Raw genomic sequence first — 12,929 nt, forward strand, 5'->3', positions numbered from 1 at the left:
CTACTCCTCAATTCCTTCGAACAGGTCTGCTTCAAACTCTCCGGTCGCCACGCGTGTTGCCGCGAGGCGGTAGTCTTCGAACGGCCACGCCTGCAACTGCACTTCGTTCGGCCAAAAGAAGAACGAGCTATCTGGCGACACCTGGCTCGCGTGGGCCCGCAGCGCGTCATCGCGCCTGTCGAGAAACGGGCCGACGTTGACGCGGGCGGTGCCAGTATAGCCACGGCGCAGCAGCCACTCGCTCATCTCCTCTATTCTGGCGATGATCGGCGACTCCGGGTCGTTTTCCACAAGCCAGGCCTGAATCGCCTTCACGCGCTCCGAGTTGAAGATGTCTTCGAAGTACACCTTCGACATCTCCCAGGGCTCGCCGGCATCGGGGTAGGCGGCAGCGTCGCCCGACTTCTCCCAGGCGATCATGCTGATCTCGTGGGTGCGAATGTGGTCGGGGTGCGGGTAGCCCCCCTGCTCGTTGTAGGTGATCATGACGTGCGGCTTGAACTCGCGAATCACCCGCACGAGTGCCTCTGCCGAGACCTCTTTCGGGATGTCGGCGAAGGAACCCGCCGGAATCGGGTCGCCCTCGTCGGGCAGCCCCGAGTCTTCGTAGCCGAGCCAGGTGTGGTCGAAGCCAATGATCTCTTGCGCGCGCGCCATCTCGCTGCGGCGCATGCCGGCGAGGTCGCGGCGGCTGCGCGGGTCGCGGGCCGCGAGCTCGTTGAGCACGTCACCGCGTTCCCCTCCAGTGCAGCTCACGATGAGCACCTCTACGCCCTGCTCGAGGTAGTGCGCGTACGTGCCTGCGCCCTTGCTCGATTCGTCGTCGGGATGCGCGTGTACGGCGATCAATCTGAGCGTCATGGGCGTCCTTTCACATGCAGCGATCATGCGTTCCCGATACGCTGGCACGGGACTAGTCTAGCCAGCACACACCGGAGGTTCGCCGTGACCGAGATCGCCAGCGAGAGCGTAGCCGACCGCTACGGTGCGAGCCGCTCGAAGCGGTGGGACCGACGCGTCGGCTGGACGCTCGCCTCGGTCGCCATTGTGGTCGGCGTGCTCGTCATCGCGTTCGGCAACTGGCGGCAGAGCACCACTGAGTTTCAAAACATTGGGTTCACGCTGAACAACGATTCCGGCGACGCCGAGATCTTCAGCGCTACCACCCGCTTCGAGGTCAACGCAGAACCCGGAGCGCGCGTGAGCTGCGCAGTCGAGGCGCTGAACACCTCGAAAGCGACCGTGGGGTGGAAGGTTGTCGACCTGCCCGTGATCGACTCGCGGTCGCAGACCGTGAGCGTCGACATCGTCACCCTCGGCCCCGCGACGGCCGCCCACGCAAAAGCCTGCTGGCCGGTCGAACCCTAGCGCGCCTGCTCCCACTGATACCCTAGTTGCGAACGCCCTGCATGACGGGGCGTTCGTCTTAGATCAGCGGTGATGCTCCCAGGGTGAGCATCGGCGCTCCCAAGAAACGAGGACAGCATGGCCGAGACCGCACAGACCTGGCTCACACAGGAGGCTTTCGATCGCCTGCAGTCGGAGCTTGATGAACTCTCAGGCGCCGGCCGCAAAGAGATCGCAGCGCGCATCGAAGCCGCGCGCGAGGAGGGCGACCTCAAAGAGAACGGTGGCTACCACGCTGCCAAAGACGAGCAGGGCAAAATGGAGGCGCGGATCCGCGACCTCACAGAACTGCTCAAGCATTCCACAGTCGGCGAGGCCCCCGAGGCGAACGGCGTCGTCGTCGTCGGCACCGTCATCACCGCGGAGGTGTTTGGCGACGAGGAGCGCTTTCTGCTCGGCAACCGCAATCTTGCCGACGGCTCAGACCTCGACGTGTACAGCGCGGAGAGCCCCCTCGGCGCCGCAATTCTCGGGCTGAAGGTCGGCGAGCAGGCGAGCTACACGGCGCCCAACGGCAAGGAGATTCCCGTGAAGGTGCTCGCAGTCGAGACGTACGCGTAGCGGGTGGGCCCGTATGGCGGGTCCACCCGAGACGAGAACGGGCCCGGGAGCTGCGCGCAGCTTCCGGGCCCGTTTCGCGTTCGGTGCGGCTAGTAGCGCTCCCCGACCCGCACCTCGTAGCCCTGATCTCGCAGCGCCTGTGCCACTGCCTCGCCGTGCTCGGGCCCGCGAGTCTCGATGTGCAGCTCGAGCTCGACTTCGCTGACTGGCAGCTCGGTCGCGTGGCGGGTGTGAATCACCTCGACCACGTTCGCGTTCTGCTCGGCGACGATGGAGGCGGTGCGCACGAGCTGACCCGGCACGTCTGGCAGCAGAATGCGCAGCTTCGTGTAGCGCGCCGAGGCGGCCAGACCGTGCCCGATGACTCGCTGCAGCAGCAGCGGGTCGATGTTACCGCCCGAGAGAATGACCGAGGTCGGGCCCGTCGGCGCAATCTTGCCCGCGATCATCGCTGCGACCCCAGACGCACCCGCCGGCTCCACGACGAGCTTCGCGCGCTCGAGCAGCAGCACGATCGCGCGCGCGATGTCGTCGTCGCTCACCGTGACGATCTCGTCGACGTAGTCGCGCACGACCTCGAAGTTTCGTGCACCAGGGCGCGCGACGGCGATGCCGTCGGCGATGGTGGGCGAGGTCTTAATCGTCACCGGTTCACCGGCCTCGAGCGACACCGAAAAGGGCGCGGCGTTCTCGGCTTGCACCCCGATGATGCGCATCGGCTTGCCGCGCTTGGCCGCCCACTGCTTCGCGGCTGCCGCGACGCCCGAGATGAGCCCGCCGCCGCCGATCGGCACGACGATCGTTTCGACCTCGGGTGCGCTCTCGAGAATCTCGAGCGCGACCGTACCCTGCCCCTCGATGACCGCGTGGTCGTCGAACGGAGCGATGAAGACGGCCCCTGTCTCGCGCACGTACTCCTGGGCCGCGACCGCGGTCTCATCGAAGATATCGCCGGCGAGCTGCACGTCGGCCCCGTAGTTGCGGGTGGCCTGCAGCTTCGGCAGCGCGACGCCCTTTGGCATGAAAATCGTCGCTTTGATGCCGAGCTCACGCGCCGCGAACGCGACACCCTGAGCGTGGTTGCCTGCCGAGGCGGCGACGACGCCGCGCGCCCGCTCCTCGTCAGTGAGCTGCAGTAGGCGGTTGTAGGCGCCGCGCAGCTTGTAGGCACCCGTGCGCTGCAGGTTCTCACACTTCAGGTAGACCTGCGGCGCGCCGCTAATACCGGCGAGAAAACGCGAGGTTTCGAGCGGCGTGCGCTGCGTAATTCGGTGCACCCGCTCAAGGGCTCGCTCAAAGTCTTCAAGCGTTGGTGCCTGGTAGGCCTCGCTCATGCGATTGTTCCTTTCCGCGCGTGTTTCGCTGCTAGTTTCGCGCGCAGTTTTGCCGCGCGATGTACCTGGTCTTTCTTATGAAACGCTGCCGCCGGGTCGCCGTCTTCCCACTGCCGTTTCGCGAGCACGTTGACAATGGCGTTCGCCGCCGCAGCGATCGGCACGGCGAACAGTGCGCCGGGGATGCCAGCGAGCAGCGTGCCAGTGGTCACCGCGAGCACCACACCGAGCGGGTGCACGCGCACGGCATTGCCCATGACGAGCGGCTGCAGAACGTGCCCTTCGATCTGGTTCACGAGCACCACGACGCCGAGCATGATGAGCGCGGTCACCGGGCCGTTGTACACGAGCGCGATGAACGCTGCGAGGCCGCCGGTGACGATCGCGCCGAGGAACGGGATGAATGAGCCGAGGAAGACGAGGATCGCGATTGGAATGGCGAACGGCACCCCCAGAATGCTCGCGCCGAGACCGATGCCGACCGCGTCGACAAACGCAACGAAGATCTGCACGCGCACGTACTGCCCAACCGACACCCAACCGGCCCGACCCGATGCGTCGAACGCGGCGTGCGCGCGGGCGGGCGCAAACCCGACGACCCAGTACCAGATGCGTTTGCCGTCGATGAGCAGGAAGATGAGCGAGAACACCGTGAGCAGCAGCCCGGTCACGAGCTGGGTTGCGGTGGTTGCGACGCCCATGGCGCCCGTCCACAGCGTGCCCTGGTTGTTTTCGATGAGCTGCATCGCCTGGTTCATGAAGTCGTCGAGCTGGTCGACGGGGATGCCAAGGGTGTTGTGCTGCACCCAGTCGAGAATCTCGTTCCACACCTCGACGGAGCGCTTCGAGAAGTCGCCGAAGCCGTCGCGCAGCTGGGTCACGATCAACCAGATCAGCACCCACAGTGCGGCAACGAACACGCCGAGCGCAGCGACCACGCCGGTCCACCGCGGCATACCGCGACGAATAAACCAGTCAACAACCGGGTTCAGCAGCGCGGTGAGCAGAATGGCGATGAGCAGCGGGATGACGATGATTCGCACCTGCACGATGCCCCAGATCAGCCCGCCGACGGCGGCGGCGATAATGATCAGCCGCCACGACCACGCTGCCGCGACGCGCATACCGAGCGGTAGCTCCTGCTCGGCCCGTTGCGTCGGCGACGCCGGGTCAGGGGTCTTGTTCGGCTCTTCCACGTCCACAGTCTACTGAGAGGCATATGCGTCTCCTGAGAGACGTCGGTGCCCCGCAGGCGGCAATTGCCCTAGAGCAGCTTCCGAAGCCACCTGCGCACGAGGCCATCTTTCGCCGCTGTGTAGGGTGGCATGACCGTCGCGGCGAGCGTGTCTGGCCGCAGCGGCTTGGCGAGCACTGCCTTCTCGTGGCTGAACACCCGAAACGACAGCTCACCGTGGTACGCGCCCATTCCGCTTTCGCCTACGCCGCCGAACGGCAGTTCTGGCGCGGTCAGGTGCATCACCGGAACGCCGAAGGCGAGCGCACCCGAGCTCGTCTCGAGCTCCCAGCGCTCGCGCACCGCGGTGTCGTCGCTGAACACATACGCTGCGAGCGGCTTGTCTCGGCCGGTGACGAAGCTCAGGGCGTCGTCGAGACCCGCGACCTCCACGAGCGGCAGAATGGGGCCGAAAATCTCCTCCTGCATGACCCGGGCCCCGCGATCCACCCCTGTGAGCACCGTTGGGTCGATGTGCAACGCTGCCGCGTCGTGCGCGCCACCCACCGCTATATCACCGTCGTCAAGGTAGCCGATGAGCCGATCGAACTGCGCGCGGTTCACCACGCGGCCGTAGTCGGGGTTCTGCGCCGGGGCGGATCCGTAGAGCTCGTGCACGGCATCGGCGAGCAGCGGTGCGAGCCGATCGAGCACCGCCCGCGTGCCGAGCACGTAGTCGGGCGCGACGCACGTCTGCCCGGCGTTCATGAATTTGCCCCACACGATGCGCTTTGCGGCGTCGGCGAGCGGCACCGATGCGTCGACGTAGGCTGGCGACTTCCCACCGAGCTCGAGCGTGATCGGCGTGAGGTGCTCGGCCGCGGCGCGCGCCACGACTCGACCAACCCTCCCGTTGCCCGTGTAGAAAATGTGGTCGAAGCGTTCGGTGAGCAGCGCCGTCGTCTCGGGCACGGCGCCCTCGATGACCGCGACAGCGCGCTGGTCGAGGGTGTCGGGGATGACCCGAGCGATCAGCTCGGCGGTTGCGGGGGCGAGTTCGCTCGGCTTGATCACCACCGCGTTGCCGGCCGCGAGCGCGCCGATCACCGGCGAGAGCGCGAGCATCAGCGGGTAGTTCCACGGCGCAATGACGAGCACGACACCGAGCGGCTCGGGCACCACCCTCGCGGTCGCCGGCTGCAGCGCGAGCGGCACCCCGGCCCGGCGCGGGCGCATCCACCCGCCCAGGTTCGCGAGCGCGTGATCTAGCTCCGCAACGAGAAACCCGATCTCGGTGAGCTGCGCCTCTGTGCCAGACTTGCCGAGATCTGCGGCAAGCGCCCGCTCGAAATCGGCCGCACGATCGATCAGCAGATCGCGCAGCCGACTCAGCTGCTCCCGCCGCCAGGCAGCGGGGCGAGTCACCCCGTGGTCGAAGGAGTACCTCAGCCCAGCGACAATGCCGGGGATGCGTTCAATTGCGGTGAAGCTCATGCGCCCACACTACTCTGCGCGCCTGACCAGGGGGTATGCGAGGCGCTAGCCGTGCAGGGCTGGCACGATCAGGTAGATGCCGACGAGCACCGCGACGACCGACAGGCCGAAGCACACATTGGCCGCAATGGTCGCCCAGAGCGGGCGCCCAGCCTCCTCATCGATATCGTCGTCTTCGTCGTCGCGATCCGGCCCGACGGGCTCGATCGTGCCGTCTGGCCTACGAGCTGGCCGCGGCGGCGTCGCGAGAAAGCGGATCCCGAGCGAGTAGAGTGCCACAACAAACACGGCCGAGAACAGGGCAGCCCCGAACACCGTGACGAATGCCATCCAGTTGATGTCGCTCATCGCTTGTCTCCCTCACGCTGCTTTGCGGCAGCCTGCTTCGCTGCGGCTTTCGCTGCGGCCTTCTTCGCCGCCTTGCGCGCCGCCTTCTCAGCCTCGCGCTGCGCCCGCTCCGCCTCGCGGCGTGCCTTCTCGGCCTCGCGCTTCGCCTTATCGGAGCGAACCGCCGACTGCGCAACCGGGGTGAGTGGCGGGACGGTGCCCGTCTTCGTTGCGACCTTCTTCACGCGGCCCTTACCCATGCGCACGGCATAGCCCGACTCAGCGACGTCAGGCACCGCGATCGCGTTCCCGGCGTCGACCTTGTTGCGGCGCGAGCGCCAGAAGATAAACAGAATAACCGCGAGGCCAAGCACCGCGTCAACGATGATGCCCCAGGTGCCAAGGCGCGCGATGAGTGCCGCGACTGCGCCGACGAGGCCTGCAGCTGGCAGCGTAAACAGCCAACCAGAGGCAATGCGACCGACGGTGCGCCAGCGAACAGTCGACCCCTTGCGCCCGAGGCCCGAGCCGATGACAGAGCCAGACGCCACCTGCGTCGTCGAGAGCGCGAAGCCGAGGTGGCTCGACGCGAGAATCGTCGCCGCAGTTGAGGTTTCAGCGGCGAAGCCCTGGGCGGGCTTCACATCGGTGAGACCAGCACCGAGCGTGCGAATAATGCGCCACCCGCCGGAGTAGGTGCCGAGCGCGATCGCAAGCGCGCAGCTCGCGATCACCCAGAAGTGCGGGCCCGTGCCCGGTGCCTGCATACCCGCCGCGACAAGGGTGAGGGTGATCACGCCCATCGTCTTCTGCGCGTCGTTCGTGCCGTGCGCGAGCGCGATCAGCGACGACGACGCGATCTGCGCGTACCGGAACCGGCCGCGGCCGTCTTTGCGGCCGTCGTGCCGACGGGTGATGGCGTAGGCGACCCTCGTCGCCGAGAACGCCACGATGCCCGCGGTGAGCGGCGCCGCGAGCGCGGGCAGGAGAATCTTCGAGAGGAAGACCCCGCCGTCGATCGAGGAGAACCCGGCGCCGACGACTGCGGCGCCAATGAGGCCGCCGAAGAGCGCGTGCGAGGAGCTCGACGGGAGTCCGTAGAGCCAGGTCACGAGGTTCCAGACAATCGCACCGATCAGGCCTGCAAAGACCATCTCGGGGCTGATAAGCACCCCACCGTCGGCGCCCTCGCGAATAAGGCCGCCCGAGATCGTCTTGGCGACCTCGGTCGAGAGGAATGCGCCGATGAGGTTGAGAACGGCCGCGAGAATCACGGCGGTCTTCGGCTTGAGCGCGCCGGTCGCGATGGGCGTTGCCATCGCGTTGGCCGTGTCGTGAAAGCCGTTCGTGAAGTCAAAGAAGAGTGCCAGCGCGATAACTAGCAGCACGATGAGGGTGAATTCCACCGTCGCCTTCCGGTCGGCGTTATTAAAGACGTGTGTGTTCTCGCGCACGCACTAGACAGGTTTTCACCCACCGTTCACGTTCGCGCTATCTAAATGTAGGCACCCCGCCGCATCTTGGTCAAGCTGAGGCGAGGGCGTTTACCTTCCGTTCACCTTGTGGCTGGTCGCGCAACGGGCGACAGGCGGAATACGCGCTTGACCCCGTATGTTGGTGGTGGTGAGCGATGGCTGTCGCACACACGACCGAGGAGGGTGCAATGAGCACTGCACAGATTTCAGATTTCACGCCCGAGGCGGGCGCGATCACCATGTTTTCGACCGAGTGGTGCGGGTACTGCAAGCGACTGAAGACGATGCTCGCCGCGACCGGCATCGGTTTCACCGAGGTCGACATCGAGCACACACCGGGTACCCCCGAGCTCGTCGAGCAGGTCAACGGCGGCAACCAGACCGTGCCGACGGTCGTCTACCCCGATGGCACAACGGCGACAAACCCGTCGCTCAACGACGTGAAGGCGAAGCTCGGCCTCTAGCGTTGCCCACGGTTCGGCCCCGCTGTTGCGTCATCCACAGCCGGGGTGCGCGCGGGTTATCCACATCGGGGCCGCTGAGCTCCCGGCCTCTCCCGTGCCGGGTCATGCTCGTGGTGTGACAGCGACCGCAGACCTCAACGCGGTGTCGAAGCTCCTCGTGAGCACCGACGAGCTTCGACACTCAGGAATGACCGATTCGTGCATCGCAGCCGCGATCGCATCGGGTGCTTTCGTGCGCCTTCGACGAGGCTGGCACGTGCCCTCAGCATTCTGGGGTGACGCCCGACCCGAGGTTCGCCACCTTGCGGCAGTTCTCGCCGCTCACCGTGGGGCAGTGCACCCGCCGGTGTTCTCTCACCTCAGCGCAGCTGCGCTGCACAGCATGCCTGCCTGGTCAAATTGGCTGCGGGTGCACGACGCCGCTGCGCGCGCCCCAGACCCGCTGGCTGTGCATACGACGCTGTCGCGGCTGGCGGGCGCCTCGTCAAATCGTCGCACGATTCGACATCGCGCGACGCTGCCGCTCGAAGACACAGAATCGCAGTTCGAGCTTCTCACAACGACACCCGACCGCACGCTGGCGGATCTTGCCCGAACGCAGCCGTTTGCGGTCGCGCTCGCGAGTGCCGACGCACGATTACGGAGCCTCACCCGCATCGAGCGCCAGGTCGATACTGCGGCGCTCACCGAGTGGCGGGAGCGTATGGCCCAGCGCGCCCACGCGCTTGGCGGGGTGGCCGGCAGCAGGGCCATCCGTGCGCTCGCGGAGCTGGCGAACCCACTCGCCGATTCGCCATTGGAGAGCCTGAGCCGCATGCGGTTTCTGCAGTTGGGGATCGAGGTGCGGCTTCAGGTGAGGGTGCCTGGGCCGGGGTCTCGCAGCTTCTATCTCGACTTCGAGCTGCCCGGGCTCGGCTTCTGGGGTGAGGCAGACGGCAGATACAAATACTCTGACGAGCGGGCAGGGTCAGCGAGGTCGGCCGCAGACGTACTGTATGCCGAGAAGCGGCGAGCTGATTGGATTGCAGGCACGACCGGCCTGCGGCTGATTCGGTGGGGCGCGCGGGAGGCTTCGTCGCTCACCAGATTCGCCTCCCACCTTCGCGCACACGGGGTGCCGATACCTGCCTCACAGCCGGCCAGGTGGAGCAAGGAGACAATGCAGCTACTGCGTCGACTGGGGTAGCCCCCGCCGCCCCGGCCCCCGCCCCCGGCCGCCGGCCGCCGGCCCCCGCCGGCCAGCGGCACCGTCGCCGAAGCACACGATAATCACCAGAGCACACGAAGTTTCCGCTCAATAACGTGTGCTCCGGTGAACTTCGTGTGCCCCGGCGGGCGGCGGGGCGGCGGCGGGGCGGGGCGGGGCGGGGCGGGCGGGGCGGGGGCGGCGGCGCGGGGCGCCTAGCCGAAGTTCAGGCGAACCTCGGCGTAGCGCGACTCGGGCACGGTCTTGAGCTTGCCAACGGCGTCTGAGAACGGCACGAGCTCGATGCGATCGCCCCGGAGCCCCGCCATCTTGCCCCAGTCGCCCGCCAGCACGGCGTCGGCTGCAGCGATGCCCGAGCGGGTCGCGAGCACGCGGTCGAACGCAGTCGGGGATCCACCGCGCTGCACGTGGCCGAGCACCGTCGAGCGGGTCTCGATTCCCGTGCGCTCCTCGATCAGCGGGGCAAGCATGTCGGCGACGCCGCCGAGCCGGGGCCGGCCGAAGCCGTCAAGCCCGTCGCGCGTCACCGCATCATCGGAGCCCTCGAGTTTGAAGCCCTCGGCGACAACGATCAGCGCCGAGCGCCCTCGGTCGCGAACGTTCGCGACCCAGGCGCACACCTGCTCGAGGCTCTCGGGAAACTCGGGCAGCAGCATCGCCTGGGCGCCGCCAGCCATACCGGCGTGGAGCGCGATCCACCCCGCATCGCGCCCCATGACCTCAAGCACCATGCAGCGGCGGTGCGAGTCTCCGGTCGTGCGCAGGCGGTCGATGGCCTCGGCAGCGATCGAGACCGCCGTGTCGAAGCCGAAGGTGTAGTCGGTGCCCGCCAGGTCGTTGTCGATCGTCTTCGGCAGGCCAACGACGTTCACCCCGTGCTCGGCGAGGATCGAAGACACCGTCTGCGTTCCGTTGCCGCCGATGAGCATGAGGCCGTCGAGGCCGTAGGCGTCGAGCTTCTGCGTGAGCCCGGCGATCGCCTCGGCGGTCACCGGGGCCTCCCACGGCGGCACGCGGCTCGTCCCGAGAAAGACGCCTCCGAGGGGAGACAGGCCGCGCACCGTCGGGCGATCGAGTTCGACAAACTCGCCGTCGTGAAAGCCGCGCCAGCCGTCGACGAAGCCGATCATTTCGAAGCCGTGAACGTCGACGCCCCGAAGCACGGCGCCCCGAATCGCGGCGTTCATTCCGGGGCTGTCGCCGCCCGAGCAGAGCACACCAATACGCATGCTCACCATGCTAGTGGTGGCACGAATACTGCTGACACATATATTCGCGCCAATCTAGCGCGCGGAAACGCCAGCCGGCGCGCCACCCGCGCAGCAGGGCTTACTGCCCAGCCGCCTCGACGGCGCGGGTGAGCACACCGATCAGGGCAAGCAACTGAACCGGATCCGCATCTTCCTCGGCGGCGGGAGCGCCGTCGAGCGCGCGCGCCGCGAGCCCCGCCTTGCCGTCGATGAGCTCCGCGATGCGGGCATCGATCGTCTGCGCGGCAATAATGCGCCACGCGGTTACGGGCTCTGCCTGGCCGATACGGTGCACTCGGTCGATCGCCTGGGTCTGCTCTGCGTCGGTCCAGCTGAGCTCAGCGAGCACAACGTTCGACGACGCCTGCAGGTTCACGCCGACGCCCGCGGCCGTCAGCGAACAGACTGCCACGGAGACCTCGGGGTCTTGGTTGAACGCATCGATCTGCGCCTGGCGGAACGTCGCGGTCTGCTCACCGCGAATAGAGACGGTGCGCAGGCCGGCCTCGGCGAGCTGCGCCTCGACGCGATCCATGACGTCGATGTGCTTCGCGAAGAAGACCACCTTGCCGACCGAGCGCGCGAGCTGCGCCGTGTAGTCGGCCGCAAGACCGGCCTTGGCGACGCCGATCTCGCGCACCATAGAGAAGACGTTCAGGCCGTCGGCAGAGGCGTTTGCCTCCTCGAGCTCCTGCGCCGCGACCATGCGAATGATCGCCGCGTCAGACAGCTTCGCCCCGAGCTTGCCGTTCTTGACAGCGGTGAAGCGGTCCATGAGCTTCTGGGCGAGCTTCGCCTCTGCGGCGAGAATGCCGCGGCCGAGCTCGTCGTCGAGCTCGACGGGCAGGTCGACCACGCGCTTGGCCGGAAGATCTGCCGCGACGTCGATCTTGCGACGTCGCACGATGCCCATCTCGATGACGCTCTGACGGGCCTCGGGGTAGAACGGCGGGTCAGCCGGCGTCCACCCGTTGTTCTCGAGCTTCGCCATGAGCTCTGGGCCGGGCTTCTCACCGTCGGTCCAGCCGAGGAAGCGCCAGATTGCCCGGAAATCATCGATGCCGTTGATGAGCGGCGTACCGGTCAGCGCGATGAGCAGGGGCTGCGAGCCGCGCGTGCGCTCGCGAATACTCTCGGCGATCGTAAGCACATTGCGCGAGCGCTGCGACTGCGTGTTCTTAATCATGTGCGCCTCGTCGACGACCATGCTCTTAAAGCCGAACCGCGAAATCCAGCTGAGGTGCCTGTCCAAAATGTCGTAGTTCACCACGAACACATCGGCGAAGGCATCGATCGACTCGCCATCGCCGTGGATGACGGTGACGCGGCGCTGCGGCGTCCACCGTTCGACCTCGCGCGCCCAGTTCATTTTCACGACGTTGGGCACGACGACGAGCATCGGGTACGCATCGGCAACCGAGGCCGCGAGCACCGACTGCGCGGTCTTGCCAAGGCCTGGTTCGTCGGCGAGCAAGAAGCTGCGGTGCCCGTCGCGCACGCTCGCGAGGAAGCGCGCCTGGTGCGGCATGAGCTCACGCCCAGCCGGGGCGAGCCTGTCGGGCACCGGTGCCTCGGGAAGTTCCATGCACGCCGCACCGCCGCCGCCCTGCTCGAACGACTTCAGCAGTGGGCTGAGCAGCTCCCAGTTCGCGAGCCGCACGACCGGGGTCGGCTGCTTCGGTGCGTCGAGCGCTGGGGCAAGGAAGGGGTTGGCGAGCATTCGCGAGTGAATGCCTGAGGGCTCGACCTGACGCTCCGCGAGCTCAGGTGGCACGAGGGTCTTCGTGGGCTCCGGGGCCGCCGGGGCCTCCTCTGGCACATCGATGCCAGCCTGAACGAGCATCTTGCGCTTGAGCTGGCGCGTCGCCTCGGTGATCGTCGCACCGGGCTCAAGCAGCGTGATAAGGCTCGTGTCGCGGGCGGCCGTCTTCGCGAGGATCGCTGCGACACCATCAAGCCGCTTCAGCGTCTCAGCGCGCTCGCTATCACTCACGCCCTCTTCGGTCTTCACCCTGGCGCGCTCCTCGCGCATGAGCAGCGCGATCACCTGAAACTTGGTGCGGTTCTGCGGGCTTGCCTTGCCGCGCTGCGCCGAAGCCTCGACCTCGCGCACGGCGCGTGCGAGCAGCGGAATAATGCCCTCGTTGTGGGCGTGCTTGCGCGCGCCGCCTGAACGCTGACGCTTCGCTGACTGGCGGGTGGCAGTGCTGCTTGCCAATTGCTCTCCTGGTGGATC

The 12,929-nt window shown here is 67.0% G+C and carries 12 protein-coding genes; 4 read left to right on the forward strand and 8 right to left on the reverse strand.

Features of this window, described 5'->3' with window-relative positions:
- Positions 1-861, reverse strand: a complete 861-nt coding sequence (gene mca / locus ABD115_RS13420; RefSeq protein ID WP_343961694.1) for a mycothiol conjugate amidase Mca — start codon at positions 859-861, stop codon at positions 1-3.
- 84 nt (positions 862-945) lie between these two features.
- On the opposite strand from mca, the gene ABD115_RS13425 reads away from it, so the two are divergent.
- Positions 946-1,368, forward strand: coding sequence for a DUF4307 domain-containing protein (locus tag ABD115_RS13425; RefSeq protein ID WP_343961696.1), 423 nt, complete (start codon positions 946-948; stop codon positions 1,366-1,368).
- Between the two features lie 117 nt (positions 1,369-1,485).
- Positions 1,486-1,968 (forward strand): transcription elongation factor GreA, encoded by a 483-nt coding sequence (gene greA, locus ABD115_RS13430; RefSeq protein WP_343961698.1) that lies wholly within the window; start codon positions 1,486-1,488, stop codon positions 1,966-1,968.
- 89 nt (positions 1,969-2,057) lie between these two features.
- On the opposite strand, the gene ilvA is transcribed toward greA, so the two are convergent.
- The 5 genes from ilvA to ABD115_RS13455 form a co-directional block, all read right to left on the reverse strand.
- Complete coding sequence (ilvA, locus tag ABD115_RS13435; protein ID WP_343961700.1) at positions 2,058-3,302, reverse strand: threonine ammonia-lyase; 1,245 nt, start codon at positions 3,300-3,302, stop codon at positions 2,058-2,060.
- On the reverse strand, positions 3,299-4,498 hold the full coding sequence (locus ABD115_RS13440; protein ID WP_343961702.1) for an AI-2E family transporter: 1,200 nt from the start codon (positions 4,496-4,498) through the stop codon (positions 3,299-3,301). Before ABD115_RS13440 ends, ilvA begins: the two co-directional genes overlap by 4 nt.
- A 68-nt stretch (positions 4,499-4,566) precedes the next feature.
- Positions 4,567-5,970: an aldehyde dehydrogenase family protein gene (locus tag ABD115_RS13445; RefSeq protein ID WP_343961704.1), complete on the reverse strand. Its 1,404-nt coding sequence runs from the start codon at positions 5,968-5,970 to the stop codon at positions 4,567-4,569.
- A 45-nt stretch (positions 5,971-6,015) separates the two neighbouring features.
- Positions 6,016-6,318 (reverse strand): hypothetical protein, encoded by a 303-nt coding sequence (locus tag ABD115_RS13450; RefSeq protein ID WP_343961706.1) that lies wholly within the window; start codon positions 6,316-6,318, stop codon positions 6,016-6,018.
- Entirely contained in the window at positions 6,315-7,703 is a 1,389-nt protein-coding gene (locus tag ABD115_RS13455; RefSeq protein ID WP_343962069.1) for an inorganic phosphate transporter, read from the reverse strand. The genes ABD115_RS13450 and ABD115_RS13455 overlap by 4 nt, the downstream gene beginning before the upstream one ends.
- 257 nt (positions 7,704-7,960) lie before the next feature.
- On the opposite strand from ABD115_RS13455, the gene ABD115_RS13460 reads away from it, so the two are divergent.
- Both ABD115_RS13460 and ABD115_RS13465 read left to right on the forward strand, forming a co-directional pair.
- Positions 7,961-8,236: a mycoredoxin gene (locus tag ABD115_RS13460; protein WP_343961709.1), complete on the forward strand. Its 276-nt coding sequence runs from the start codon at positions 7,961-7,963 to the stop codon at positions 8,234-8,236.
- A 115-nt stretch (positions 8,237-8,351) separates the two neighbouring features.
- Positions 8,352-9,422, forward strand: a complete 1,071-nt coding sequence (locus ABD115_RS13465; RefSeq protein ID WP_343961712.1) for a hypothetical protein — start codon at positions 8,352-8,354, stop codon at positions 9,420-9,422.
- 215 nt (positions 9,423-9,637) lie between these two features.
- Here ABD115_RS13465 and ABD115_RS13470 read toward each other — a convergent pair whose 3' ends face one another.
- A complete protein-coding gene (locus ABD115_RS13470) occupies positions 9,638-10,672 on the reverse strand; it encodes a 6-phosphofructokinase (RefSeq protein ID WP_343961714.1) in 1,035 nt (344 codons plus the stop codon).
- Between the two features lie 100 nt (positions 10,673-10,772).
- Positions 10,773-12,911 (reverse strand): DEAD/DEAH box helicase, encoded by a 2,139-nt coding sequence (locus tag ABD115_RS13475; protein WP_343961716.1) that lies wholly within the window; start codon positions 12,909-12,911, stop codon positions 10,773-10,775.
- Between the last annotated feature and the right edge of the window lie 18 nt (positions 12,912-12,929).

It is taken from the genome of Leucobacter albus (genome assembly GCF_039528015.1).
Lineage (GTDB): Bacteria > Actinomycetota > Actinomycetes > Actinomycetales > Microbacteriaceae > Leucobacter > Leucobacter albus.